Source organism: Mesorhizobium sp. M1027 (assembly GCF_040318745.1).
In the GTDB taxonomy this organism is placed as follows: Bacteria; Pseudomonadota; Alphaproteobacteria; order Rhizobiales; family Rhizobiaceae; genus Mesorhizobium.
On sequence record NZ_JAMYMW010000015.1, the window covers coordinates 44,385 to 70,438 of the forward strand.

The 26,054-nt window shown below is 60.1% G+C and carries 23 protein-coding genes and 7 pseudogenes; 9 read left to right on the forward strand and 21 right to left on the reverse strand.

Annotated elements, in window-relative coordinates:
• The first annotated feature begins 77 nt into the window (after positions 1–77).
• Both NKH50_RS25390 and NKH50_RS29035 read left to right on the forward strand, forming a co-directional pair.
• On the forward strand, positions 78–1,160 hold the full coding sequence (locus NKH50_RS25390) for a sensor histidine kinase (protein WP_352881701.1): 1,083 nt from the start codon (positions 78–80) through the stop codon (positions 1,158–1,160).
• Positions 1,161–1,863: 703 nt separating this feature from the next.
• Positions 1,864–2,079, forward strand: coding sequence for a hypothetical protein (locus NKH50_RS29035; protein ID WP_502906915.1), 216 nt, complete (start codon positions 1,864–1,866; stop codon positions 2,077–2,079).
• 2 nt (positions 2,080–2,081) lie between these two features.
• Here the strand turns inward: NKH50_RS29035 and NKH50_RS25400 are convergent.
• A pseudogene (locus NKH50_RS25400) lies at positions 2,082–2,400 on the reverse strand (integrase); the annotation flags it as partial.
• 191 nt (positions 2,401–2,591) lie between these two features.
• On the opposite strand from NKH50_RS25400, the gene NKH50_RS25405 reads away from it, so the two are divergent.
• Complete coding sequence (locus NKH50_RS25405; protein WP_352881703.1) at positions 2,592–4,253, forward strand: tannase/feruloyl esterase family alpha/beta hydrolase; 1,662 nt, start codon at positions 2,592–2,594, stop codon at positions 4,251–4,253.
• 242 nt (positions 4,254–4,495) lie between these two features.
• Here the strand turns inward: NKH50_RS25405 and NKH50_RS25410 are convergent.
• Positions 4,496–5,620, reverse strand: a pseudogene (locus NKH50_RS25410) (site-specific integrase).
• Positions 5,621–6,172: 552 nt separating this feature from the next.
• On the opposite strand from NKH50_RS25410, the gene NKH50_RS25415 reads away from it, so the two are divergent.
• Positions 6,173–7,126: a glycosyltransferase family 10 domain-containing protein gene (locus NKH50_RS25415; protein ID WP_352881705.1), complete on the forward strand. Its 954-nt coding sequence runs from the start codon at positions 6,173–6,175 to the stop codon at positions 7,124–7,126.
• Positions 7,127–7,264: 138 nt separating this feature from the next.
• On the opposite strand, the gene NKH50_RS25420 is transcribed toward NKH50_RS25415, so the two are convergent.
• The 8 genes and pseudogenes from NKH50_RS25420 to NKH50_RS25455 all read right to left on the reverse strand — a co-directional run bounded on the left by NKH50_RS25420 (position 7,265) and on the right by NKH50_RS25455 (position 12,299).
• Positions 7,265–7,621, reverse strand: a complete 357-nt coding sequence (locus tag NKH50_RS25420; RefSeq protein WP_352881708.1) for a hypothetical protein — start codon at positions 7,619–7,621, stop codon at positions 7,265–7,267.
• Positions 7,622–7,886: 265 nt separating this feature from the next.
• A pseudogene (locus NKH50_RS25425) lies at positions 7,887–8,042 on the reverse strand (ATP-binding protein); the annotation flags it as partial.
• Between the two features lie 71 nt (positions 8,043–8,113).
• Positions 8,114–8,400, reverse strand: a pseudogene (locus tag NKH50_RS25430) (transposase); the annotation flags it as partial.
• A gap of 105 nt (positions 8,401–8,505) precedes the next feature.
• Positions 8,506–9,528, reverse strand: a complete 1,023-nt coding sequence (locus NKH50_RS25435) for a transketolase family protein (protein ID WP_502906916.1) — start codon at positions 9,526–9,528, stop codon at positions 8,506–8,508.
• The gene (locus tag NKH50_RS25440) at positions 9,525–10,364 is read right to left on the reverse strand and encodes a transketolase (RefSeq protein ID WP_352881709.1); all 840 of its coding nucleotides are present in this window, start codon (positions 10,362–10,364) and stop codon (positions 9,525–9,527) included. Before NKH50_RS25440 ends, NKH50_RS25435 begins: the two co-directional genes overlap by 4 nt.
• 19 nt (positions 10,365–10,383) lie before the next feature.
• Complete coding sequence (locus NKH50_RS25445; RefSeq protein ID WP_352881711.1) at positions 10,384–11,136, reverse strand: SDR family NAD(P)-dependent oxidoreductase; 753 nt, start codon at positions 11,134–11,136, stop codon at positions 10,384–10,386.
• 35 nt (positions 11,137–11,171) lie between these two features.
• Positions 11,172–11,832, reverse strand: a pseudogene (locus NKH50_RS25450) (amidohydrolase family protein).
• Positions 11,832–12,299: an ATP-binding cassette domain-containing protein gene (locus tag NKH50_RS25455; protein ID WP_352518187.1), complete on the reverse strand. Its 468-nt coding sequence runs from the start codon at positions 12,297–12,299 to the stop codon at positions 11,832–11,834. Before NKH50_RS25455 ends, NKH50_RS25450 begins: the two are co-directional and overlap by 1 nt.
• A gap of 123 nt (positions 12,300–12,422) precedes the next feature.
• On the opposite strand from NKH50_RS25455, the gene NKH50_RS25460 reads away from it, so the two are divergent.
• Complete coding sequence (locus NKH50_RS25460; RefSeq protein WP_352881714.1) at positions 12,423–13,394, forward strand: LysR substrate-binding domain-containing protein; 972 nt, start codon at positions 12,423–12,425, stop codon at positions 13,392–13,394.
• 201 nt (positions 13,395–13,595) lie between these two features.
• Here NKH50_RS25460 and NKH50_RS25465 read toward each other — a convergent pair.
• The 4 genes and pseudogenes from NKH50_RS25465 to NKH50_RS25480 form a co-directional block, all read right to left on the reverse strand.
• Positions 13,596–14,538, reverse strand: a pseudogene (locus NKH50_RS25465) (IS5 family transposase).
• Positions 14,539–14,889: 351 nt separating this feature from the next.
• Positions 14,890–16,023: a site-specific integrase gene (locus NKH50_RS25470; protein WP_352881716.1), complete on the reverse strand. Its 1,134-nt coding sequence runs from the start codon at positions 16,021–16,023 to the stop codon at positions 14,890–14,892.
• Entirely contained in the window at positions 16,020–16,406 is a 387-nt protein-coding gene (locus NKH50_RS25475; RefSeq protein ID WP_352690994.1) for a type II toxin-antitoxin system VapC family toxin, read from the reverse strand. The genes NKH50_RS25470 and NKH50_RS25475 overlap by 4 nt, the downstream gene beginning before the upstream one ends.
• Positions 16,406–16,663 carry a type II toxin-antitoxin system VapB family antitoxin gene (locus tag NKH50_RS25480; RefSeq protein WP_031195575.1) on the reverse strand — a complete coding sequence of 86 codons (258 nt, stop codon included), beginning with the start codon at positions 16,661–16,663 and terminating at the stop codon, positions 16,406–16,408. The genes NKH50_RS25475 and NKH50_RS25480 overlap by 1 nt, the downstream gene beginning before the upstream one ends.
• Positions 16,664–16,831: 168 nt before the next feature.
• On the opposite strand from NKH50_RS25480, the pseudogene NKH50_RS25485 reads away from it, so the two are divergent.
• The 3 genes and pseudogenes from NKH50_RS25485 (at position 16,832) to NKH50_RS25495 (ending at position 19,079) form a co-directional block, all read left to right on the forward strand.
• Positions 16,832–17,849, forward strand: a pseudogene (locus NKH50_RS25485) (DUF1403 family protein).
• Between the two features lie 5 nt (positions 17,850–17,854).
• Entirely contained in the window at positions 17,855–18,562 is a 708-nt protein-coding gene (gene scpB / locus NKH50_RS25490; RefSeq protein WP_352752473.1) for an SMC-Scp complex subunit ScpB, read from the forward strand.
• Positions 18,563–18,587: 25 nt separating this feature from the next.
• A complete protein-coding gene (locus NKH50_RS25495; RefSeq protein WP_352881718.1) occupies positions 18,588–19,079 on the forward strand; it encodes a hypothetical protein in 492 nt (163 codons plus the stop codon).
• Positions 19,080–19,104: 25 nt separating this feature from the next.
• On the opposite strand, the gene NKH50_RS25500 is transcribed toward NKH50_RS25495, so the two are convergent.
• From NKH50_RS25500 to NKH50_RS25520, 5 genes are all read right to left on the reverse strand, one after another.
• Positions 19,105–19,926: an ATP-binding protein gene (locus NKH50_RS25500; RefSeq protein ID WP_352881720.1), complete on the reverse strand. Its 822-nt coding sequence runs from the start codon at positions 19,924–19,926 to the stop codon at positions 19,105–19,107.
• A gap of 8 nt (positions 19,927–19,934) precedes the next feature.
• Complete coding sequence (locus NKH50_RS25505; protein WP_352881723.1) at positions 19,935–21,110, reverse strand: helicase HerA domain-containing protein; 1,176 nt, start codon at positions 21,108–21,110, stop codon at positions 19,935–19,937.
• Positions 21,107–21,832 carry an SIR2 family protein gene (locus NKH50_RS25510; protein WP_502906917.1) on the reverse strand — a complete coding sequence of 242 codons (726 nt, stop codon included), beginning with the start codon at positions 21,830–21,832 and terminating at the stop codon, positions 21,107–21,109. The genes NKH50_RS25505 and NKH50_RS25510 overlap by 4 nt, the downstream gene beginning before the upstream one ends.
• Positions 21,832–22,446, reverse strand: coding sequence for a hypothetical protein (locus NKH50_RS25515; RefSeq protein ID WP_352881728.1), 615 nt, complete (start codon positions 22,444–22,446; stop codon positions 21,832–21,834). The genes NKH50_RS25510 and NKH50_RS25515 overlap by 1 nt, the downstream gene beginning before the upstream one ends.
• 109 nt (positions 22,447–22,555) lie before the next feature.
• Positions 22,556–23,551, reverse strand: a complete 996-nt coding sequence (locus NKH50_RS25520; protein WP_352624865.1) for a 3'-5' exonuclease — start codon at positions 23,549–23,551, stop codon at positions 22,556–22,558.
• 213 nt (positions 23,552–23,764) lie between these two features.
• On the opposite strand from NKH50_RS25520, the gene NKH50_RS25525 reads away from it, so the two are divergent.
• Positions 23,765–24,289: a hypothetical protein gene (locus NKH50_RS25525; protein WP_352881730.1), complete on the forward strand. Its 525-nt coding sequence runs from the start codon at positions 23,765–23,767 to the stop codon at positions 24,287–24,289.
• A 341-nt stretch (positions 24,290–24,630) separates the two neighbouring features.
• On the opposite strand, the gene NKH50_RS25530 is transcribed toward NKH50_RS25525, so the two are convergent.
• Positions 24,631–25,215 carry an RES family NAD+ phosphorylase gene (locus NKH50_RS25530; protein WP_352752471.1) on the reverse strand — a complete coding sequence of 195 codons (585 nt, stop codon included), beginning with the start codon at positions 25,213–25,215 and terminating at the stop codon, positions 24,631–24,633.
• A gap of 2 nt (positions 25,216–25,217) precedes the next feature.
• A complete protein-coding gene (locus NKH50_RS25535; RefSeq protein ID WP_352881732.1) occupies positions 25,218–25,934 on the reverse strand; it encodes an antitoxin Xre/MbcA/ParS-like domain-containing protein in 717 nt (238 codons plus the stop codon).
• Positions 25,935–26,054 lie beyond the last annotated feature (120 nt).

Here is a 26,054-nt window from a genome sequence, read left to right on the forward strand (position 1 = left end):
CGTGAGATGCAGCTCCAGTTTTGGCGATGGCGGGCTCGCCGCATTGTTGATATCATCCGCACAGAACAGGCGCGCAAATGACATCGGATTCAGAGAAGGCTGAGGCGGTCGAGCAGTTACTTGATACACCTGACCTTGCAACCGCACTGGAAAGCGAACAGTTCAAGAAATTCCTCGACCAGGTGCCGATCGCCATAGCCGTTTCGGACCTTGCCGGTGAAGAGCGCGTGGTCTACGCCAATCCGGAATTCGAGAAACTCTCAGGCCTGATGGCCGCCAGGCTCACCCAAGAAAACTGGGCGGCCCTTTTAGGCACGGGCCTCCATCAGCAAAAGGACAGGCCGCTAGCCGAGGCGGTGGTCGAGGGAACCGATTTGGTCGGCACCTTCAGGCTTGAGCGCGGCGAGGACAAACCCGCGATCGTCGACGTTTATTCCAACGTGATCGAAGACGACAACGGCAAGGTTTGCTTCCGACTGGTGGCCCTGGTCGACGTATCGGCTCACGGCGAGGCGGGAGATCAGCGCTCGGCCGAGGAGCGTGTCAGCGAGAAAGACACGCTGCTGCGCGAACTGCAGCACCGGGTGAAGAACAACCTGCAGATGATCACCGCGCTGATCCGGCTGGAAAGCCGCAACGCGACCGAAGCCGACCGGAGACGGTTTGAGCGGCTCGCCGGTCGCGTCGACGCTCTGGCGATCCTCTACCAGACGCTAACGGCCGACGAGCCGAAGGAGGAGGTCGATCTTGGCGTCTATCTCAGCCAGATCGCGTCCGCGGTGATGAGCTCGCATGCAGTCGAGGGGATCCGGCTGGATATGAAGGTGGATACATATCCCGTGTCAATAAACGTCGCCATGCCGGCCGGGCTGGTCGTAAACGAATTGCTGACCAATTCACTAAAGCATGCGTTCCGGGGCCGCGATGGCGGCACGATAATGCTGCACAGCGTCGTCGATGGCGACGGCTGCCGGGTTATAGTGGCGGACGACGGAATCGGCCTGCCGGAAGGCGAGGTGTGGCCCAAACCAGGCAAGCTCGGAGCGCTGATCGCGCGATCGCTGACCGAGAACGCCAAGGCGCAGCTAGCCGTCGAGTCCAGCGCCAACAAAGGGACGAAGGTGACCATCGTTTTCAAGCGGTCGGCGGCAGCAAGCTGAACGGTTGCTGTCGAACTAGCAGGCTGGCGGCTGGCTTCATGTCGCGGCTTTGAGCAGGTGGCTGCAAATAGGCTAGGTCGCCCTTCACGGCCTGCTTCACATGGTCGAGGTCTTCCATTATGCTCCAGGCTTGCTGCTTCTGACTTCGGCGGCCAGTCCATCCCCACCTAGCGGAAGGCACTCCCGCCTGATTACGTTGCGGCTTGAGTCTTGACGGCGGGGGCACCTGACGCCTTCGCGCTCATCACGCGCGGGCCGGCAATTCAGCAGCGAGTCATCGCTTGGCCAATCTTGCCGAGGACGAAGGTCTAACCTACAAATAAAATTGGTCCGACTGTTCGTGGCCGGAGGTAACCGCGAATTTGCGCTATCGGGACAGGAGAGCAGTGCTGTAGGCAAACCGCGATGCGTGCATTCGTTCGATTGGTTCTACGATTATCCTGACGCCTGGGGTGACCAGTTGCACCCGTATTTCCTACTACGCGCAATCTTTGTAGGGTCATGTGCAGATCATCGCGGCCCGCCAAGACATCGGAAAACTGATCGACGATCCTTCAACCCCTGAGATATTGCGCGCCCGAATGGCATCGGCGGCCGCCATATAATAGTTTGCGGCAAAGACGGCCGCGATCGAACGGCTGAGGACGCGCTCGCCAACAGATTGCGCGACAGACGATGGGGTGGATACCGCGGATACGACGCCTTGTTCGATGCTCCGATCAACAACGCGAAGCTCGCCGCGACTTCCGTCTACAGCGATTCGGTTCAAAGGCTTGGCGCGTTGGACAAAGCTCGCCGCGCCGAAGCGCGATGCATAGAAGCCGGGATAGTCGCCCGAACACAAGTCGAACAAGCGGAGTGGTCGACCGTTTCGTCCTCCCCGGGGACGAGCCGGTTGCTCTGGCCTGGGGCGACCTGATGGGTCTTGCGGAGCACCGTCTCCAGCATGGCGATCAGGTCTTCGGGAAGTATGGCCTCATTCTGCACAGACGGTTTTGCGTGGCTGTTACGGATGCCGGCGGGCACGGTGGCGATATGGCGGTCCTTTCGATCGAGCGGCTCGCCACGCTGCGTATAATTCCACGCCAGGGAGGAGAGACGGCGCTCGATCGTCGCCACAGAGTTTGGTTTCTTGTCTCCTGTAACCTTTCTGGATGCACAGGCCGTGATGTAGAGGCCGACGGTCTGCGGATCAGGCGGCAACACCTCCGAGGTGCTGCCGGCGCGCCCAGGCGCAAAAAATCCGCTCTCGACCGAGCGGCGTCAGACCGGTATTCTTATGGATGTTCATCCGGTCCCCCTGGAGTCACTGAAGCTTCGACAATCTCAGCTTTCCCGGTTCGGACCGGATGGACAAGCTACTGAAAGCTCACAACTAGCTACCAATGCGATCAGCTTTCGGGCTATCGGGCGCATCCAGGGAGGATGGGTATGTTCTTGGCTAACGGGCTCAAGCTGCGGGACCGCGGGTGCACGCTGGCACTGATGTTGGCGATCATATGTGTATGTGCGCCTGCACTGGCGGCAAACGCGTCGGATCAGGCGTGCCGGTCCATCGCCAAGCTCAAAATTCCAAGCGTGATCTTTACCGAGGCTAGCCTTCAAAAGCCGCAGGAGATCCCCGCAGATCCCGTCACTGCATTCACCGGCGCCTCGCCTCAGGCGGTAAAAGTGGGCGGGCACTGCCTTGTCCGAGGTGTTATCGGGAAACGCCAGGGGGTCGATGGTCAATCATATGGCACCCGGTTTGAGGTGCGTCTTCCGACGACCTGGAACGACATGTTCCTTTTCCAGGGCGGCGGCGCAGTTGATGGCTTCCTGGCGCCGGCCGTCGGGACCATTCCTTGCCGGAACTCGACCGCGGCTCCCGGGCTCTTGCGCGGCTACGCTGTTGTAAGCATGGATGGCGGGCACCCAAGCCCCGATCCGGCTTTCGGGGTCGATCAAGCCGCACGCATTGATTTTGCGTACGCCTCCATTGGCAAAGTCACTTCGGTCTCGAAGCAGGTGATTGCAAAGTTCTATGGGGCGGCTCCGAAAAAGTCGGTGTTCATGGGATGCTCGAATGGCGGTCGTGAGGCGTTGATAGCGGCTCAGCGATATCCGCTCGAGTTCGACGGCATTGTTGCAGGTAGCCCGGGTTTTCGTCTCAGTGCCGCCAACATTGCCGAAGCCTGGGATACTCGCCAGTACATGAGCATCGCTCCCAAGGATGAGGCCGACCATCCCATTCTATCCCGCGCCTTCTCCCAGCAGGATCTGAACATCGTCGCCAAGGCGGTTCTCGCTGCCTGTGATGCTCGCGATGGCATTGAGGATGGCGTCATCAACGCCTGGCAGCAGTGCCGGTTCGACCCAAAGGTCCTGTCCTGCCAAGGCGATAAGACGGACAGCTGCCTCACGGCTGGTCAAGTGCAGGCCATGAGCCGCGCGTTCGCGGGTCCGGAAAGCTCCGATGGCGAAAAGCTTTACAGCGATTGGCCATATGATACGGGCGTTGCGGGCGCGGACTGGAGAATGTGGAAGCTGGGCAATTCCCCCACTTCCCAGTCGGATGCAAATAACATCGTTCTGGGAGCCCGCTCGCTTCAATACTACTTCATGACGCCCCCGGCGCCGAATTTTGACCCCCTGAAGTTCGACTTCGACAAGGATCCGGCACGCGTTGCGGATACGGCCAAGCTCAATGATGCGACCGGCACGTATCTCGCCAGCTTCGGTGCCCACGGTGGAAAGCTGCTCTTGTTTCAGGGACTTTCCGATCCGGTCTTCTCAGCCAACGATCTGGTGCGCTGGTACAAGCAAGTCGTCGAGGTCACAAGCGGCGGCGATTTGGAAGCGACTCGCCGTTTCGTGCGCATGTTCATAATCCCGGGGATGACCCACTGCGGCGATGGCCAAGCCTTCGACGACTTTGATCCTTTGGCCGCCATCGAGGGCTGGATAAACCAAGACAAGGCTCCGGATTCTCTCGCGGCTGGCAGCAAGGCATTCCCCGGCAAGCACCAGCCGATCTGCGCTTATCCCACTCAAGCTGCCTATGGCGGTAAGGGAAATCCCGATGAGATCGCGAGCTATTCGTGTCGGGGATAAGAGACCTCGTCATTTGTTCGCTTCAATCTGCGCGCATTCCCGGAACAGGTCTCCCGGACCAAGGATCGGTTGGAAAAGCTAAACCCGGAATTTGTGGGCCGTGCCATAACGCAGTTGATGATCATGCCTGACTACGAAGCGTCGGCCGCCGATAGTCTGGACACAGCGCTCGCTGTGCTCGATGAGGTAATTGTTATCGCCTGAGATCTGACCGCCTCATCCCAGCGGACAAAACGGGGGCATCAGAGCCCGGACGCCTTGGTGAGATTTACGCGGAAACGATCGCGCCGGCGCTGATAATTTCGCGTCATCTCCGCGGAGGCATGGCCGAGCTGTTTTTGCACATAGCGTTCGTCGACCTCGGCCGACGAGGCGAGGCCGGCGCGCAGTGAGTGGCCGGCGAATTTCTTGGCCCGTTCGCCCTCCGACAGATCGCCGCGCACGCCGGCGGCGAGCGCCGTGCGCTTGACCAGGCGTGCGACCTCCTGGTCGTTCAAGCGATCGGCACCGACGGCTCTGCCTTGACCAGCAACGCGCCGAAACAGCGGTCCGTGCGCAATGCGCGCCAGTCTTAGCCAGGTCTGCAGAGCGACCACAGGGCAGGTGGCGTCGGAGGAGCCGCGGCCGATTTCGACCTCGCGCCAGCCGGTTTTGCCGCGCAATGTGACAAGCAGACCCTTATCGGCAAAAATCTCGACCCAGCCGCGCCCGTCCTCGGTCTGATCCCTGCCGACGTCGAGGCCGACGATTTCGGATCGGCGAAGGCCGCCGGCGAAACCCAAAAGCAGCATGGCGCGGTCGCGCAGCCCGCGCAGCGTGCCGCGGTCGAGGGTCTCGAACATGCGATCAGATCCTCGGGCAGGATCGCTTCCTTCTGCCGGGGAGGGGAGGCGTGGGTGTTGCGAACGCCAGCCATCACCGTGGCGATATGCCGGTCCTTGCGGTCCAGCGGCTGGCCGCGCTGGGCAAAATTCCAAGAGAGCGACGAAAGCCGGCGCTCGATGGTTGAAACGGTGTTGGGCTTTTTGTCGCCAGTGGCCGTACCTGACGCGCAGGCGGCGATATAGAGCCCAACGACCTCAGGATCGGGCGGGAACATCTCGATGCCTTGGCGCCGGCACCAGCTCGAAAAATGCTTCCAGTCGGCTGCGTAGGCGCGGCGCGTGTTGGCCGAACTCGCCGCCTCGATATAATCGCGCGCGCGGCCGGCGAGCGCCTCAAGCTGCGCAGGCAGGCTGGGATTGGCAATGGCTGGAAGGGGAGGGGGACGAGGCTAGGTCGGCATCGCCCATCTGCATGACGATATCGATGATGTCGGGCAAAGCCGCGGCGCTTTGTGTGTGAAGCTTGTCCGAAATTCGTAGCATATTTTGGACATCTTGACCGTCACTTCGTCCGAAATCGGACCACAGATTTCGGACAAAGCCCCGGCATCAACCCGCCAATATCTCGATCTGCCGTCGCCGCTGCAAACGTCGCCTGTGAGAGGCGAGCCGCCTCTAAACTGGTCGTGTATCCCGATTAATAATAAGAATGTAGTCAACTTCCATATTTTAGAGGGCACGCATGCTGCCACTCAACCGGCCTGATCACCACACAAAGTGAGGAAGAACCTGGTTAGGTGCAAAGCGGCAATTGCCTCGACAGCGGGTCCCGGAAGGTTTATGCTGCTCCAATCTTACCGCAATCCGAAATGGCGATTGAGTACCTTCACGAGTGAAGGGATTCCCGCGGTCTTAGAGATGAGTTGTCGAATGGCGCGAAGTCGCACAGAATCGCGAAGTCGCACAGAATCGTGTGTTTGATACCGATCAGGATCGCGAGCTATTTCAGGCGCAGAGAGGTCTTGCGCCCGATGCACGAGTTGCTCCCGGTCCAACGGAAGTGAATGGGGTGGAACTGCTTTGTCGGCCAAATTGTTGACGGAACGTCCGGCGCCCATTGTTGCTACATGTCTGGATTCTTGGGGCGTTTTGGATGATGCAATCCACCATCTCACTCCAAAGGGCAGTGGAATCTGGAACAATGTCGCTTTTGTACGCAGGACATCCTTCGCGCCCGATTGGCATATTGTCTTTAACTCTGCTTCTATTTTTGGGCTCCCTGTTGATATCGAGGCGAGTCCAAACAGGACAATTTTTGCAATCGGCGAACCGCCGACGAAAGCTCATCGCGCATTTCATGAAGGGCAAGGGAAAAATACCATCGTCCTGACGTCTGACGCAGAGCTGGCTGCTCGGCAGAATGCAGAGCGCCGATTCGTTTTGTCTCCACCTATCACTCGGTCTTGGTCTGTAACAAAGACATATGACCAACTTCTGGTCAGCGAAGTCGTGGACAAGCCGCTTCGGCTCTCATGGATTACCAGTAACATCGCCCTGCTTAAAGGGCATCGATATCGGCTGGCGTTTCTGGAACGGCTGAGAGAGGAGCTCGATTTTGACCTGTTCGGCCGAGGTTTTCGGCTGATTGGAGATAAATGGGACGCACTCGCACCGTACCGTTACAGTATAGCTTTCGAGAATACTCGTGCTGATTACTATTTTACAGAGAAGCTTATGGACTGCTTCGTTGCTGAAACAATGCCGATCTATTACGGCAGCCCGGCAATTACGAGGTTCTTCCCTTCCGACTCAATGGTTCTGATTGACCCAGAGGACAAGAACGTGATCCAAAAAATTCAAGAAATCATCGACTCGGACCTCTGGAAGGAGCGTCGCGGCGCAATACAAGAGGCGAAGCGGTTGGTTCTTGAGAAATACAATACGTTTGCTTATCTCGCGGGCTTCATCGAAAGCGTTCACGATAAACCCTTACCGCCGGAAGTTATACACATCGGTTCGCCTGCGGTCGATTTTGGGACAGACGAATGAAGTACTCCAACGCTCGCTTCGCGTGCCCGGCGGTTGGTGGTCTGGCGAGATCGGTACGGAGCGCTCGGCGGAGAATGCCTACCTGCGCAGACGGGCCGGCACGGGCGCACGAGGTCATGCGCCCCCGGCTGCCGCTGATCAGACGAACTGGGGAAGGCCAGGAACGGAATTGAGGACCTCGTCCACGAGTTCGTCACCGGCATGTTCCTTGGCGAAGGCGATCGTCTCGTTGGCGATGGCGGCGATCTTTAGAATGCTGAGACCCTCACTCATCAATTGCTGGCCGAGCCCCATGAGGCCGCCTCCGCCCTCTTGGTCGTTGCCATGATACTTCGCCACTAATTCCGAAGCTCCGGGAATGGCCGCGATCATGCGCGCAACGGGACCGTCGGCCGCGTGGCGTTGCAGGAAACCCAGCATTAACCCAACGGCCTTCTCTGCGAGAGCCGGGCCGATGCCGGCACCAGTGGCGATGCGCGATAAGAATTCTTCCATGGCAGGGTTCGTCTCTCTTTAATGAGGTTTACACGGGGCCGGTCCGGCGCCCAAAGCGCCCTTGGCCGAACCACAATTGAACTCCCCAAAAATAGGCCGGCGGAAGTGCTATTGCAACTGCGCGTAAAACCGCCTCTGCAACGCAAGCTGCGTCGGACGTGCGTATTTCGCAAAAATGGGACAGTCGTTCCGCTAAATCGCGGACAGCAGTTTCACTAATTCGCGGACAGCAGGATGGGGTCGGCGCTCGGTTGCCTGGTTGAAGTCATTTGCGATTGATTTCGCCGTTTTCGGCGCCGGTCAAGGGCGGCGGTGTTTTTTGCTTTCTCATGCTGTCGCCTTCGAGGGTGATGCGATGGGCGTTGTGGATGATCCGGTCGAGAATGGCGTCGGCTATTGTCGGCTCCGCGAATGCTTCATGATGCACCTTTCCTTGATCGCCTGGTCCGTTGCAGTCGGCGTTGAAGTTGATCGATCTGGTCGCTGGAAAGGTTTCCGCTTGGCCGCGGGCGTCACCATTTCTTTCCCACAAGATCCTTCAACGCGGCATTGTCGAGCATGGCGTCGGCCAAAAGCCGCTTCAGCCGCGTGTTCTCGTCCTCCAGACCCTTCAGTCGCCGAGCCTCGCAGACATCCATCCCGCCGAAGCGGGCCTTCCAGTTGTAAATCGAGGCGTCGCTGACCCCGTGTTTGCGGCACAGATCGGCAACCGATACCCCGGCCTCATGTTCCTTCAAAATTCCGATGATCTGCTCTTCAGAGAAGCGGCTACGTTTCATGTCCTGGTCCTCTCGATGGGCAGAACGAACTTCAAACCGGATTAGATAAGAGGGGCAAGGTCAAGGTCGATGACTCAACTGTTGTGTGGGGAGAGCTCTTACTTCTCATTCGCTCCAAATGCGGACGCGGCGCACGAGCTCGGAAGTTGAGATCCCGTAGCGATCGTGAAGCGTCGGCAGCGCGCCAGCGTCGAGGAACTCGTCGGGCAGGGCGATCTGGCGAAAGACTGGGGTCACTCTCTCGCGCATCAGCAGCGCGGCAACGCCTTCGCCAAGGCCACCAATGATGGTGTGGTTCTCCGCCGCCACCACCAGCCGTCCCGAACGGCGCGCGGCAGCGAGTATCGCCTCCGTATCCAGAGGTTTGATCGTCGGAACGTGCAGAACGGCGCAGCCGATCCTGTCGGCTTCAAGCGCCTTCGCGGCCTCCAGCGCGCGCATGGTCATCAGGCCGCTGGAAATGAACAATACGTCCGCGCCCTCGCGCAGCATTCGCGCCTTGCCGATTTCAAATGTATAGTCGTCTTCGTCGAGCACGACAGGAATCTTACCGCGCGAAAGCCGCATGTAGACCGGCCCGTTGTAGTCCGCGATCGCCTCCGTGGCCTGTTCGATGTCGAGCGCGTCGCAAGGGTCGATGATCGTCAGGTTCGGCATCCCGCGGAAAATCGCGATGTCCTCCGTCGCCTGGTGGCTGGGGCCGTAGCCGGTCGTCAGCCCCGGTAAGGCGCAGACGATCTTCACATTGAGTTTCTCCTCGGCGATCGCCATGCAGATGAAATCGTAGGCACGTCGCGATGCGAAGACGGCGTAGGTGGTGGCGAAGGGCGTAAAACCCTCCCGCGCCAAGCCGGCGGCGGCGCTCATCAGCACCTGCTCCGCCATGCCCATCTGATAGAAGCGGTCCGGATGCTCCTGTGCGAAGACATGGAGATCGGTGTATTTCGCGAGGTCCGCCGTCAGGCCAACTATCCCGGGCCGCTGGTGCGCCAGTCTGGCCAGTGTGTGCCCGAACGGCGCATTGCGTGTCGGTAGGCCATCGGGCGCGATCGACGCGATCATCGCCGATGTGGTCTTGCGCTCACCGGCATTGGCGGCGTGGCGCGGCGCGAACTTTGACAACCTCAACGCGGACGTCCCTTTTCCAAAGCTTCGAGCGCTAACGTCCATTCGTGCGGTTCGACGCGGATGAAATGCGTGATGTCGCGGGTTTCCAGGAATGGCACACCCTTGGCCATGCGCGTATCGCAAACGATCACACGCGGACGAGGTTCCTTCAGGCCGCGCGCCATGTCGAAGGCCTTGCGGACCGCCTCGATGTCGTTGCCGTCGACGCGCTGCGCATGCCAGCCGAACGCCTCGAACTTGTCGGTCACCGGTTCGGAGGAGAGCATGGCCGTCGATGGACCATCGGCCTGCTGATTGTTGAAGTCGACAATGGCAATGAGATTGTCGAGCTTGAGGTGGGCGGCCGACATCGCGGCTTCCCAGGTCGAGCCCTCACCGAGCTCGCCGTCGGACAAAAGATTGTAGACGAAACTGTCGCTTCGCTTGCGCGTCAGCCCCATGCACATGCCAACGGCAATGCCAAGGCCGTGACCGAGCGAGCCGCCGGTGATCTCCATGCCGGGCGTGTATGGCGCCATGCCGGACATCGGCATACGGCTTTCATCGCTGCCATAGGTTTCGAGCTCTTCCTCCGGCAGCACGCCCGCTTCGATCAGAGCCGCGTAGAGCGCGATCGCATAGTGTCCGATCGACAGCAGGAAGCGGTCGCGTCCCTCCCACAACGTGTCCTCCGGCCGGTAACGAAGCGCATGGAAATAGGCGACGGCAAGCACGTCGGCGACACCCAGCGCCTGTCCGACATAACCTTGGCCCTGGACTTGACCCATCCGCACGGCGTGTCGGCGGATACGATAGGCTCGTTCGGCCAGGCTGACATTGCTGCCAGCGCGAGGCATCTCAAGCTCCGTTGTCCACTCAGCCATGGATTAGCATCCCACCGTTGACATCGATCACGGCGCCGGTGATGTAGCTGGCCAGATCGGAAGCCAGGAAGAGATAGGCGCCGGCTACGTCGCGCGCCTCGCCCAGCCGGCTGAGCGGGATTCCCTTGATGATGTCGGCGCGCATGGCGTTGGTCAGTTTGCCGCCGGTGATGTCGGTCTGGATCAGGCCCGGTGTGATGCAGTTGACGCGGATGCCTTCGGGACCGAATTCGCGCGCCATGGCCTTGGCAAGCCCCAGAACACCCGCCTTGGCAGCCGAATAGTGCGGGCCACCGAAGATGCCGCCGCCGCGCTGGGCCGAAACTGACGACATGCAGATGATCGAGCCGCCGCCATTTTCGCGCATGTTCGGGATGAATGCCTGGCTGAGATGGAGCACGCCGCGTAGGTTGACATCGAGGATGCGGTCCCAGTCAGCCGCGCTGATCTCCAGCGTCTTGACCGGCTGCGTGACGCCCGCATTGTTGCAGAGCACATCGATCCTGCCCAAGGTTTCTGTCACTTGCGCCGCCGCCCTCTTGCAGGCGTCGAGGTCCGCGACGTTGCACGCAAGGCCGATATGGTCGGGTCCAAGCGACGCAGCGGCGTCAAGCGCTTGCCCGTCATCGAGGTCGAGTATTGCAACGCGAGCCCCGTGCTGTACCATCAGCGCTGCCGTGGAGCGGCCAATTCCCCGGGGGCCCGCGGCCCCCGAAATCACCACGGCCTTGCCCTTCAGCAACAAGTCGAACTCTCCTGCTATTTCTGTTTGCCGGTGATCTAAAGTCGGTAGAACCGGGCGGCGTTGTCATGGAACAGCGCGAGCCGCTCCTCGTGCGGGTGGGCGATCGTAATTTCCTTGAAGGCGTTCAAAATGGCGTCGAAGCTCGAGAACAGCTTGTCGACGGGGAAGTTCGTCGCGAACATCGAGCGGCCGACGCCGAAGGCTGCGATCGCCTCCTCGATGCTCGGCGCCGTCGACCTGCATGCCGGTGTGATTGAGAATGATCTGCACGTCGGGAAAGTCGCGCGCCAGTTCGAGGAACTCGCTCATCTGCGGATAGTAGAGCTGCGGGTCGAAGCTCAGCCCGCGCTTCGCCAGCTCCCGGAAGCCGCGCCGCCATTCGGGCGTACGACTGACCTCCGGCCGCGCCAGATAGGTCTTGGCGGGGTCGGGATGATAATTCATCGGCTGCCGCATGCCGCGGAAGTTCGGATATTCCATGTGGCGGTCGAGGAGGTCGCCGACGTCGGGTTGGGACAGGTCGGCATAGCCGACGATGCCATGCGGAAAGCCTCGCTTGTTGGCGATCTCCTGCAGCCAGCGCGTTTCCCCAACCGGATCGCCGGGATCGAGAAGCAGCACTTCGGCTCCGGTGGAAAGGGCACGAGCGATCCGGACGATCTGGCCTTCGTGGAGGGACAATTTGCGTGCCGGCATTATCGATGATCGCTTCGCCGATCGCTGGGTCGATCAGCTGGAGCGCTCCGAGCGCAGTTTCGCGCGTGCGGCGACGGCTGATCTGCGACCAGCCCGACCTCGCATGCACAATGCCGATGTTTTCCGCGACCGGACAGCTCGGGCAACAGCGCCAGCTCCTGATGCACCACCGGGATGATCGGGCTGTTGTGGTCGGCCTTCGACGAGGCGAAGCCAATCTCGCCGGCTTCGCGTGAGGTCAGCCCCGTGACGATGCGGATGAGAGCGCTTTTGCCGGCGCCGTTGCCGCCCAGGAGCGCGTGGATTTCGTCGGCCCGGACCTGAAAACTCACACCCCGCATGACACGGGTTGCGTCGAAACTCTTCTCGATATTGGCAGCTTCGATCAGGGGCTTCCTGGTCAATACCTGTCCAACTCCCGGCACGTTGCCGGCGCTACCCAAGCTTTGGGTTGAACTCGGCTCCATCCTGTATCTCCTTCCGGGAACCACTGTGCGACCGATTGACATTCGGCTCAATTTTCGTTTCTTAACATTCTGTGTAGCTGAGCTTAACTGACGAGGACGAGGTCAGACATCAAGTTCAATTCGATGACGCATTTCGAGGCAGTCGCGCGGCTCGGCGGCGTGGCAAAGGCCGCTCAGGAATTGCAGGTGACACCTTCGGCGGTTAGCCAGCAGCTGCGGCTGCTCGAACACCAACTCGGGGTGCGGCTTTTTCAGCGCGAAAAGCGCCATCTCTCGCTCACGATCGACGGTGAGCGGCTCTTCCAGACCACGACCCAGGCTTTCGAATTCATACGCGAGGTGCGTAATGCCATTGTGCGGCAGCGCGAAAGCTTCCAGCTTAGCCTGCGCGTCAGTCCTTCCTTCGGCGAGAAATGGCTGGCGCCGCGGTTGGCCGAGTTCAGCAAGGGCTATCCGAGCTGGAATTTGCGCGTCGACGCCACGCCCAATTTCTCGGATTTCGAAACGGAGGTCATCGATCTCGATCTTCGTTATGGCGACGGCGGCTGGGCCGGCCTTTATTCGGATTGCGTCGTCAACGATCTGATCCTGCCGATGTGCTCGCCTTCCTATCTTGCCGAACTGCGCGCGATCTCACCGGATCCGCGCGAGCAGCTTCGCCATGCGCGGTTGATCGACAGTGTGAAGGCCTATTTCCGGTGGGATTATTGGCTGCCGTGCAACGGTATCCAGGGCGCCCGCATGACGTATCCCTATCGTTTCGACCGTTCGTCAATGTCGGTTCAACTGGCGAAGGACGGTGCAGGTGTGGTCCTGGAAAGCACATCCATCGCATTCGAGGACCTGGTGTCGGGTTCTCTGGTTCCGGTCTCGATAGAGTTCGAGGTCATCGAGTTTCCGGGATACTGGCTGGTCTGTCCTTCGCGGCATATGAACCGGCGCGCGGTTCGCCTGTTTTCGGACTGGGTGTCACGCGTGGGTAAGCGCGACACCGATCTGGCTCGCCGGTTTCTGGCGGATAAGCAACTGCGCATATCGTTCGAACGACGGCCTCATTTCGGGGCACGGGATGACAAAGCGGCGCCAATGGCGTGAACAGTTCGACGTTCAGACATGGCAAGACGAAGATTGACAGCACCTTGCGGTTGAGGAGCTGGCAAAACCCAGGCTGTGTGCAAGCGAATGGGTTGGCCCCGCTTTTCATTTTCCGCGTAGCCTGTGCCTGTGGCTGCCCGCGCCACAAGGCATTGGTGCAAAATGTGGCATTAGGCACAATCAGCTCTTTGATGCCGCCTGCTATGTCGGCCTTGCCGGGCAGCGAACGGACTCCGGGCGTGCGCACGCCGTCATGCGGTTGAGAACGGCGCAGCCGATGGCGACCTCGGTCTGCTGAGCCGAAAAGGAGCGGGCTCGCAGGCGACGTCCGATCAGCCCCTTGTAGCGCCCGACGGCGGTCTCGATCAGGGCGCGCTTGCCATAGCCGGTGGACGCCTGCCAATTCAGCCTTCCATCATTGGCGATCGCCGTGATGTGACCGTACCTTTGACCGGGTGGTCCGGTGTCATCACTCTCCACGGCCGTTGAACGTGGCGGGATGACTATCCTTGCGGTGACGCTGTGTTGCAGCACCGCGCAGTAGGTGGGACCGCCATCATATGCTCCGTCGGCCGTGAATTGGTCGATCTCTGCGTCGATCCGGTCGAGCAGCGGCTTCACCTGCGAGGGATCGTCGCCGTCCTGGTCGGTCAGACAATGGGCGATGATCTCCCCGCTGTCGGCATTGAGAACCAAATGCAGCTTGCGCCAGGTCCGGCGTGATCTGGCACCGTGCTTGTCTTCCAGCCATTGGCCGGCGCCGTAGACTTTCAAATCCGGTGCTATCGATCAGCACATGCAGCGGACCGTCCTCGGGATGCCGCTGCCGCTTGGCCGATGGTTCCCATATCTGCGCCCGGCGGCTTAGCGTCGTGTGATCGGGAACCGGTAGATCAAGCCCCATCAGATCGAGCAGCGAGGTCGCCAATCCCTCGCTCTGGCGCAGACGAAGCCCGAAGACGCATCCCAGTGTCAAGACCGCCTCGATGGCGAGATCGGAATAGCGGGGCTGGCCGCCGCGGGTCGTTCTTCGCGGCGCATGCCACCTGGCCAAGGCTTCTTCTGTCAACCACAGCGTCAGACTGCCGCGCCGCGTGCCCGGGTGCGCGAATCGAAACCGCGCGGATCGACGAGTCCAGTACATCTCGTGTCCCTTAGGGCATGGCCCCCCTTTCGGAGAAACACCCCACTCAGCCCTGTCCGGATCTGGCGCTCCTTGCTCGCTCCGCTGGCCTACACAGTTGATTGCGAACGACCCAGAACGGCTCTCGAAAACGAGCGTCGAACGAAATCAGATCACTGCTTGTTCTCCCTTAGCGTTGTTTGGCGTACTTTTATCGCGATGCCCTCTTGTGGGCCGTGCCTCATGCCTGACTACGAAGCGTCGGCCGCCGATAGTCTGGATACAGCGCTCGCTGTGCTGGATGAGGTATGTTATCGCCTGAGATCTGACCGCCTCATCCCAGCGGACAAAACGGGGCAGGGAGGGGGCTTTTCAGAGCCCGGACGCCTTGGTGAGATTGACGCGGAAACGATCGCGCCGGCGCTGATACTTTCGCGTCATCTCGGCCGAGGCGTGACCGAGCTGCTTTTGCACATAGCGCTCGTCGACCTCGGCCGAGGACGCGAGGCCGGCGCGCAGCGAATGGCCAGCAAACTTTTGACCGCGTTCGCCCTCCGACAGATCGCCACGCACGCCGGCTGCGAGCGCCGTGCGCTTGACCAGCCGCGCAACTTCCTGGTCGTTAAGCCGATCGGCGCCGACTCTTTTGCCTTGCCCTATTACCCTTCGGAACAAAGGGCCATGGCCGATCCGCGCCAGCTTCAGCCAGGTCTGCAGCGCGACCACCGGGCAGGTAGCGTCGGAGGAGCCGCGGCCGACCTCGACCTCGCGCCAACCGGTTTTGCCGCGCAGGGTCACCAGCACGCCCTTGTCAGGAAAAAACTCAATCCAGCCAGAAGAATCCTCGGTCTGGTCGCGACCAACGTCGAGCCCGACGATTTCCGAGCGCCGCAGCCCACCGGCAAAACCCAGAAGCAGCATGGCGCGGTCGCGCAGCCCGCGCAGCGTGCCGCGGTCGAGGGTTTCCAGCATGGCGATCAGATCCTCGGGCAGGATCGCGTCCTTCTGCCGGGGAGGGGAGGCGTGGGTGTTGCGAACGCCAGCCATCACCGTGGCGATATGCCGGTCCTTGCGGTCCAGCGGCTGGCCGCGCTGGGCAAAATTCCAGGAGAGCGACGAAAGCCGGCGCTCGATGGTTGAAACGGTGTTGGGCTTTTTGTCGCCAGTGGCCGTACCTGACGCGCAGGCGGCGATATAGAGCCCGACGACCTCAGGATCGGGCGGGAACATCTCGCTGCCTTGGCGCCGGCACCAGCTCGAAAAATGCTTCCAGTCGGCTGCGTAGGCGCGGCGCGTGTTGGCCGAACTCGCCGCCTCGATATAATCGCGCGCGCGGCCGGCGAGCGCCTCAAGATGCGCAGGCAGGCTGGGATTGGCAATGGCTGGAAGGGGAGGGGACGAGGCTAGGTCGGCATCGCCCATCTGCATGACGATATCGATGATGTCGGGCATGTCGTCCTCGCCGGAAGCAGCGGATGATCGTTGCGCGTCGCCAGCCATGCTCATGCCGCTTCGATATCCGTTTGGGAGAAGTCTTTGCCGATGAAAAGCAGCGGTTCATCTGCACGCTTTGCCAAAGCATAGGACAGGCAATCGGCAAAATTCAGCGCCGCCGGGTGGTGGCCCTTGCCGTAGGTCAGCCAACCCTGGGTCGCCAGATCAACCAATTCGGAGTCGACAGGAATGATGTCGGCCTCGATTTTGCGCAGCCAAAGATCGATCTCGGCCAACGCGTGTTCGCCGCGCCTGCTGACCAGCACCATGCGTGCCTCGAGCACGCAGGTTGCCGGGACCAGACGGATTGGGTCCAAGACCAGCGCTCGTTCCAGCCTTGCTGCCTCAGGCTCGCTCCGAAGGATCGCTACAACAGCTGAGGTATCGATCACCATCAGTTAGGGATTCCATGCTCGTCATACCCGATGATCTCCTCGTCGCTGCGACTATCCAGTTCAGGCAATCGTGCCACTCTTTCTCGGATTGCGCGCAATTCTGCCAGCAAACGCTCCTGAGCGGTCTCTCCAAAGCCCAGGCGGTGCAAGCGCTCGCTCAGGGCCTGGTGAATGGCTGCCGTCTTGCTGATGCCCTGGCGGCGCGCGAGTTCATCGGCGAGAGCCACGGTGGCCGGATTTTTGATGTTCAGGGACACGAAAGGCTCCAAAAGTCTACCATTCTGGCGTATTCTACCATGGCTCCGTAGGCTCGTAAACAACGAATGATAAGGCAACATTATCATTCGTTTTGAGTGGACGACAAGCGCAGCGCTTTCTGCGCAATCCGATTGCCAAAAGCGCCGCCATGATTCATCGTGCTGTCGATGATTCTGCGTCCTAAACCCTCTCCGCGCCACGACGCCACGCCTGCCGGTGCCCCTTCGATCGCGCCGATGGCAACGGTGCCGGCCTGGCTACGTCGGGCGGTTCCCGATGCGCAAAGCCTTGCGGGAAAAGGCGTTGAGGAACGTCGCGCTCGCCGCCGGCGCCACCATCGGCGCGCTCGATGCGGTGGTCCGCCGGCAGGAGCGATGGGCCGGCGCCTGGCGGCAGCGGCTGGCGCTTTCGGCGGCAGCGGCAACTGCGAAGCAGGCCGGCCGCGTCGAGGATGAAAGCTCGCTGCGCGATGCCGTGCTGCTCACGCGGCCGGGCGACAATGTCGGGCCCGCCGGTCTTTTGCTCCTCGCCTGGCGTCGGCTGGCGACCCGGCCGGCTGAGGAATTGCTGACGGCGAAAAACCTCGCTGCGGTGCTGGAAGATCTCGGTCACGCCCGTGACGACGAGGCCGTTAGCGATCTGTCGACGGCGCTACGGCAACTCGGCGCCGGCACCGATGTGGTCGGGATCCTGAACGGTGCCTTCATGGCCGCCGAACGACACGGCTTCGGCCGCGTCCTCGGAGCCTGGCTCGCCGATGCCCTGCTGGCGCAACGGCTGGGTTGGGCGCATGCGGTGCCGCTGCTGGGCGCCGATGCGGCCTTGGGCACAAGCGCCCGCCCGCGTCGATCGGCAGCTGGCTCTGTCGCGACAAGCATTGAGACACATCCCGAGCGTGCGAAAGGCCTGCTTGCCGCGCAGGCACGCGCTGCGTTGCGCGCAATTGATCTTCACGCCGAACTCGGGCGACGCGCGGACCGGCTGCTTGCCGTCACGCCGAAGCTTAGAGCCAAAGCAGCGGACGCTGTTGTCGACAAGCTCCTGTCCGACGATGCGATCGTGGGATCCGAAAAGATCGCAGGCATGAGCGACCGTGGGCTGCGCCGCCTGTTCGACCGGCTGGTCGAGTTCGGCGCCGTCCGCGAGATGTCCGGCCGCACCGCGTTCCGCATGTACGGGCTCTGACGACCATGGTGGAGGCAGTGCGCAGGCGAGGGGGGAGCCCGTCAGATAACCGTCGATCGGCTGACCAGCTGTTTGACCGGGAGCTGGATCACCTGCCGCCGGAGGCGCGCTGGCGAGAATGGATGCATCGCGTCGAGGCAACGATTTTTGCGGCCAGCGAGCCGGTCAACCGCGAAACGCTCGCCCGCATCGTCGGCAAAAGCTGCAGCATTGATCTCCTCATCGACGACATCCGCGAAGAACTGCGCGGTCGGCCCTATGACCTCGTCGCCGTCGCCGGCGGCTGGAAGCATCTGACGCGGCCGGCCTATGCCGATGCCATCCGTGCCGCGGTCGGCGGAAACGAGCGAGCCGTGGATCTGACACAATCTGAAGTGCTGGTGCTGATGTGTGTGGCGTACTTCCAGCCGATCACCCGCGCCGAGCTTTCTTCCTTCTTCGGCAAGGAGATCAGCCGCGATCTCATCGGTCATCTGCGCGGCGCGAAGCTGATTGCGTCCGGTCCGCGCAGCCCGACGCCCGGCGCGCCCTACACCTACGTCACCACCAAAGAATTCCTGCTGGAGTTCGGTCTCGACACGCTGCGCGACCTGCCGGATTTCGAGGCGCTTGAAGATGCCGGGCTGCTGTCGAAGGAGAAGCTATTGGCGGGCGACATTGTGCCCGACTTTCCCGGCAGCCAGCAGGACGTCGGCGTCGAGATAGAGGAATAGGTTCGTCGGGAGGGGGAGGGGATCGATGACTGGGAAATGGTCGCGATCGGGAATTCCGCATAAGGGCTGGACCTGCGTCAATGTGGAGGATCTCGATGAACCGTCTGAGATCTGCGAAATGTGCGAAACCCAAGAGATCAGATACGTCCATTACATGACTCATCCTGACCATGCCGAAATGCTCGGCGTGGGGTGTGTCTGTGCGGAGAAGATGGAGCAGGACTACGAGGCGCCGCGAATGCGCGAACGTGCGCTCCACAGTGCTGCACAACGCCGACGCAATTGGCTCCAGCGTAAGTGGCGCGTCTCGCACGCTGGCAACAGCTATCTGAATACCGACGGGCTGAACATTTCGATATACCGAAAAGGATCGGACAGTTGGGGCGGCCGGATCTTGGAGCGCTCATCCGGCCGATCCGTGGAGTCTCGAAAGCGCTACGCTACCGAAGCCGCGGCAAAACTCGGCGCATTCGATGGGATGATCTTCTTGAAAATGAAAGGCTGGCCAAAGACATAGAGCTCCTCAGTATTTGCGGCTAGTGTCACACTAGATTTGAGAATATGTCATCCGGATCGGGTACCAGCAGGGCGAGTCGGATGTTCGCTGGGCGACCTTCCTCATGGAACCAGAGATCAACTATTTTGGTGTCGTCGCTGGATGGCCGGGGAGATGCGTCCCTGACGCGGAACGTCGTCGGCAAATTCACGGATGTTCCGAACACCAACGCGTGCTGCTTGGGGAGGGATGGCAATCGTTTGAGAACGGCGTCGGAGATAAATGGAGTCATCTGACGGATTTGCGACAGGTCGTCTGGGTTCTGAATGCGGTGAACGACAAAGTTGGAGCACTGAGACAACACGGTTTTTGAAAGCTCGCTTGGCCTCTGTGATGCTACCATCAGGAACATACCGTACTTCCGACCCTCCTTGGCTATCCGTTCAAAAACCTTCGCTGCGTCCAACGCATAACGGGAGGGTGTGGAGGCAATATAGCGATGAGCCTCTTCAAGCAGCAAGTGAACTGGGAAGCGGTTGCGCGGATCGGCTTGCCGCAGCAGCCTAAACGTCATGCGTGCCAGAACCGAGCAAAAAAGCTCGACGACGTCATCCGATACGGCGTTCATATCAACGATCACGATCTGATTGGTCTTAGTCAGGCCACTGCCCTTCGCGGTCAGCCCGAGGATTCGGGCGAGGAATTCATTCTGACCTTCACCGGCTTGCCCCCCGACTGGCAGTGAGTGGCGCAGAAATTCATACTCCCGACGCTCCTCAAGTGATTTGAGGCGGGTGACCATCTGCGAGCAGTAGTCACGAATCTGGCGGTTGCCGTGTGCCTCCTCGTAAAGGATGGCGAGATCCATTGCCTCTCCTAGTGAGCGGAATCGAAAGGGATGTTTTCGTAATCCGGCAGCTTCAACTCGTCGATAACAAAGGCATTCTCGCCGACGAGAAAATCGTCCAAACCTTGGGCATCAGCCAGCTGACCGTAGCTAATTGTAATAAAAGGTTGGATGGATTGCAGATTGATTTTACCAGTGTTGAATCGCTGGAGGATGCCAACTATCCGGTCATGCTTGGACGGGCTGCTGGAATCGTCGCGCATGATCTGCGTGATGCACTTGGCGAGGATGTGGTTCTTCACGCCGCCGAGATCGTCCGCACCAGCTTCTGAGAACATCGTTGAAAGGCCAAGCGCCATACGCAGTATGGGGACCTGCGTGCGTTCGCTCGCCTGGAGCAGAAGTTCCCATTCTGAGAGGTCCAGAAACCAATGGGGCAAGCGGAAACCAGTTGCTGTTCCATCGAGTATAACTCGGTCGACCCCAATACCGCCCGACTTTGCCAGTGGTTCGAGCGCCTGCCGATACTCGCCGTTGACGTCGAACACCACAAACGTGGCACCTCGGGCATGATGTTCGTCCGGTTTTTCAAAAAGCTCCTGTAGAATCGAAGCGACTGTGCACGACTTTCCGCTTCCCGTGTTGCCAAGCACTGCAACGTGGCCACCGAAGAAATCGTCGAGGCGGACCTTCACCGCATAGTCCTCGAACACGACGGACTGACCGATGCTTAAAACACGAAAGCGGGTGGCGTTCGCCGGCACACAGTTTTGCCCGTCAGGCCCGATACCGGCCTCAGCCTCGGTTTTCGTCTCAAATATCCTGTCGAGTTCGCTATCGAGAGCATACAATGCGTCGGCATAGAGCGAAGGGAAAACCGACACACCGAACCGGAACTTTCCGTCCCCTGAAGCAGGCAGCATACCTACGGGCACCACGTCGAGGAATTTCGCCGATCCGGCCCTGTCGAGGTCGCCTCTCGAGGATGCAGCAACATCACGTTCGCGCAGCCCCACAACTTCAGCGACAACATATTCCGCGTGAGTCGGTATCATCAGGAACGAGCCCAAACGTGCGACGTAATGCACGTCGTCAAAGCCCACGACCGTGAAGTTGTCGGTTCCCGCGTGCATCTCGACCACAAACCTGTCTGCTGCCACTGATGTGACCTTGCCGACGGCGCGTTTGCGATCGTCGTGACTCATTCGGTATCGTCCTTGTCCGGAGCCAATTCCTTCATCACTTTGCGAACGGCGTCGTCGATACGCTCGCTTGGCCGCTGAGGCATGAACCGATCGACCATCGTGTCGAAATAATGTGCCCTTGTACCCGGCTCGGGACCATCGCCACCGATTATCCAGATCCGCGGATCACCAAGGGCGCGCAGTTTGGCAATCTCTCCGGGTGCGTCCGGTGACGCAAAGATAATCAACCGAAAGGTCGGTATGGTCAGCGCCTGGTAAATGATGTTGTTCAGGTGCTCATCCCCGAACCCGTAGCCCGAAGTCACAAGCACGCTTTGCTCGCGGACGATGCGCGACTGGAATTCGCGAAAGAGGTCGGCATACGGTGACCCTAGACTCGAGTTCTGCTTTGCCGGCGTGGGAAAGATCATCATCTTGGCGCTGCCGTCGGCCGGCCACTTCTCACGGATTGGGAACAGGCCGTGATCGTCTTCGGTCCAGCTGATCGATCCGTGTAACTTGCACAGGTAGACAAACGCATCGACTGCCGACCATTTGCGGTTTGAAAGATCGAGCTGCTCAGCCAAGGCGTAGCGAAATGTGGAGGGATTGAAACGCCGCTCTATGATGCCGGAGAAACCATTGGCATAAGGAATGCCGAGGCGGTCCATCGCAGTTTCATTGAACAGATCATAATTCGTGGTGAACACCCATGGCCGGGGTAGGCTTCGGTCGCCCAACACTAATTTTCGGTAGAACTTCTCATAGAGGTCGCGGACAGCTGTATCCCCCTTCGCGAAAGCACCGTCAGTGCACCGCCCCAGAGGAATGCCTGGACCTTGTTGATTACCTCCGTCAGCTCTTTGGCTCGCGCCCAATGGGATGATTTCGCACTGCGTTGGGAGACGAAACGAAGACTGTGCAATACCTCCATCAGGCGCTCAAGGTTGCGCGCGTACTCATCTTCGAGTTCGACGCCCGCCTCTTGGAGAATGGCTACTTCTTCTTTGGTTAGAAGCCAGTCAGGCGGCTCTACAGGGGGAACGTCGGCGCTGCCTTCGCCCAATAGATCCTCGTCTTCCGCAGCCTGCCGTGCGGCTGCCAACGCTTGGGTGGTAGTGTTGCAAAATATCTCAGCGAGGGGCTGCATGGTTGAGATGCCTCGCTCCTCTCCGTCGACACGCAACGAGGAGCAGCCAGCGCCCAACAGGAACGCCACGTTGCGCGCGTTCAGGGCATCGGCGATGCCTTTTTGAACTGTCTCGACTCCTTGGGACCAATCTATGTTGGCCGGTGTCGAATCGCCGTTGCGGACAATCTGGAATTGGCGCCGCGGCGCCACATCCTCGTCAGCCATCCCCCTTCTTCCCCCATATGCGAGCACCAAGAATATGCCGCAGTAGTGGCCCACCGTTCAAATTAAAGCAAAGATGATTTGTAACGACCGGGAGGTCAGCACCTGCAAACTACGCTGCTTTGAAGCGATCCGCTGCTGAAAGCCGTTGCATGAGCGGCTCCGCTTCGGGCCAACGATAGATGTCCCCGCGCAGAAACCGAAGTTCGTCGTCGAGATTCTCCTCAGCGATTTCGGCCCACCAGGCCTTTGGTCGACCGTCGCTGCCATCCGACCATCGATATCCACGCGCCTTCAGATGATCCTTCATCTCGAAGGGGCTGTTCTCAGCCCACACGCGGACGCGGAGTCGTTGGCTTGCAGCGTAGAGCTCGGCGAATGGCGTTGCGTCGCTGCCGGCGATCGGTCTTGCAAGAATTTCGAGGAGGGCATGGCAATCATCGGTCGCGCGATGTCCGTCATGGAACAGGCCTGATTGCCCGACGAGATAACCAAGTTTGTTGCCCTCAAACCCGTGATCCGCCCAGCGGATTTCCGTCACCGAGCAGGCCCATGGTTTCGGGATGAACGATGGCGATAGACGCTCGCAAAACGGCCTGTCGAAACCGGCATTGTGAGCAATGATGAGATCGGAAGGCTCAATAAGTGCGTCGAGTGCGCCGAGATCCACCGTCTGTCCAGCTACCATCTCGTCGGTGATACCGGTGAGGCGCGTGATCTCTACCGGTATCGGACCCGACGGCTGACGTAGTGCGCTGAATACCCCGACGACGTGACCGATCATCCCTGCATCGTCATAGGTGAAAGCAACCGCGCCGATTTCAATCACCTCGTCGCGGGCATGATTGAGACCGGTCGTCTCGACATCGACCAGGACAGCAAGCCTCGGAAATCTGCTGCTGGCGCGATCGATGATCGGACGGGGCACCAGCCTTCGCAAAACCTTGAATCGCCCGGTGTCTTCTAGGAGCTGCACCAGACCATCCTCAGTCTCCGGTGCAACATTAGGCTGTTTCCGGGCAGGCCGAGCCGGAACAACGCGTCGCGGTGTTTCCCTATAGCCGGGATCAAGGTCGAACAGATCGAACTGTCCAGAAAGCGCGTTCATCAAATTGTCCGGCCAGGAGAGTAACAACCAATTCCGACAGGGTAAGATGGCATCGTTGACCGTTCTCCATGCAATTAAGGCGACTCGGGCCCAGCCTTGCAATCGCTATTTTGCAATTATCCGCTGTCTGCTGCGGGGGTGTGATCGACGGTCGATGAGTATGGTTCCGTCCGGACCAGGCGAAACGTTCCGCTCTTTCCGACCCTCATATGATTGCGACCTGCCAGCTATAATTTCGAATATCTCAGCTGTCCGACGGCGTCGTTCTTGCTCACTGTCGGGGCGTTCCAGGATGGCAGCAAAGACTTTCTGGTCAAGGCCGAAGTAGACACCGTCTTCAATTTCGCGACCAACATATCCGTCAACAACTTCTGCCGGCAGATCCGTCGTAGGTTCGTCCAGGAAGAAGGAGTATGCCTTGGCGAGCGCATCAGCACGTCGAAGTTGACAGCGCCGCCTTTTCCATCACCGGGAGGGTCGGACACGAACCCCTCGGTGCCGGCGCTCCTGAGCATGAAGAAACTTTGCACACCGGGTCTTTGGCGCCTCGCCATTGACCGAATGAAGGGCGGACACTTGCCTGAGCGCCTTGCTCACAGCACTTACCGCCGGCCGCCGAATCCGGCCCTTGCTTTCGAAGACATGACTCTCCGTGCGGCGTATGCCGATGAAATCGGGACGACTCTTTGCGGCTGGCGGGGACGCGCCCGTCTTCGGGGCAAGCGGAGTGGCCGGTGAAGTCCACGAGCAATTCGACAGCCCACCCACATGGACGAGATATTCAATCTTCATCCTGTCCTGCGCGTACCAGTGGGTGAATGCCTCGCCGAGCAGGAAGGAAACACCGACCTTCTCCGACTGCTCGAGATTTGCGGAAGTAAAGCGTCGTGTTTAGCGCATTGTCGAGATAGCCAGTCGCCTCCACCTACCCACGACGCGCACGGCCGCCTTTCGGCTCGGATCCCCCACGGTCAGCAATGACCGGATAATGTCCGCACGTGTCGCGGTCAGTGCGACGGTTCCGTTCAGCTTCTTGAAACGTCCCGAGAAATTCACCGACGTAACGTTCCCGGCCATGGTCAGGCACCTCCCCGAAGGGAGACACCAATAGACTGCAGGGCTCCTATCAGATCTGGGTGCTGCACTAGATTTATTGCTGGCGTCGCGTCCAGCTTTCCCTCAATGGCTCTATCGTAAACGGCCACGCACTCGGCGGATGTGAGACGGGATGCATAAAGCAGGCCGTCGATCGCAAAGGCGCCATGAACCGCTGCGCTGAGTTGTCGCCCCGCTCGGTGCTTCTTGGCTCGAGCGGCGTCGGTGCTGACCCCCAACCTGAGGAGACCCGTGGTCCGCAGGTCGAGCACCACGAGGGGAGAAGTCGCAGTTATCTCCGCCACAGCCCACTCTTCGATCTCGCTTTGATCAAGGACACGCTTCATCCTCCCCTCGAACCTGTCCCGGACGATGGTCTCGGCAATTGCGGTTGCAAGGTCGCGCGCGATGTAGACGAGTTGAAACGTCTTATCCGGACTTGAGAAGCGTGTGTGTCCAAATCCCGTCCCCAGCGGCGTCGCCATATGCGCGGCGCGCATCACGCGGAGGTATGAACGCGGCTGAAATCCGAGAGCGAGGTCTGCGACTGTCTTGGGATCAAGCTTCACGATCAGCTGAAGTCACGTTCGGCGGCCGCAACAACCTCGCTTACCTGTCCAGCCTTGAGGAGGTCGAGGGGAGCGCCCCCGATGCTGGGCTTCGGCTGAATCAGCCATTGCCAGGCCGCGCGAAAATTACGGATGATCCTGGTGACTTCAGACATCCCCTTGACCGGCCGGCCGTCCACAAACTGTGCCAAGGGAAAGACATGCTTTCGTTCACCCTTCAGCAAGCCGATGACGGCTCCCCGTTTTTGCCAATCATGGAGTGTGGATCTTCTTGTTCCAAAGGCCTTCTCAATATCGCTCGGCCCTGCAACCGGCCCGGCCCAGTCTTCGAGGCGAACCGCTGTTGCATATTCCGCGACCCGTCGCCGACCTTCCTCGAGATCTACTACGTCGCCGAGTCCCGCGCCGTGACTGACCTCAACAGGCCTTTCGACGTCGAGCTTGATCAGCCTGCTGTCGCCTCGACCAGCGAGATCCGCGACCACCGTCTCCATTGCCTGGGCAAGATCCTTTTCATGGACCAGAATCTGACGCTGGTTCTCCTCCGAAAGCCGGACAGCTGCCGCAGTGACCGCAGCTACCATTTTGCTCTTGCCCTTTAGTGCCGATCGGGAGATTCCTGGGTTGTGCCGTGCCAACACTTCAAGAATGTCGGCGACGGCCGCGCTGCTCACATTAACGTGCACGCCTGTTCCAGATTTTCGAACTGTTGCGACCATGGCGGCCTCCATTTCTGTCACACATACATAGTCCGGATCGTCCGAATTGTCCAGATCGTATGGAGGCGACTTGTCTTTGGCTGTCGCAACGACGTCGCTCGGAATTCGCGAAATGATGGG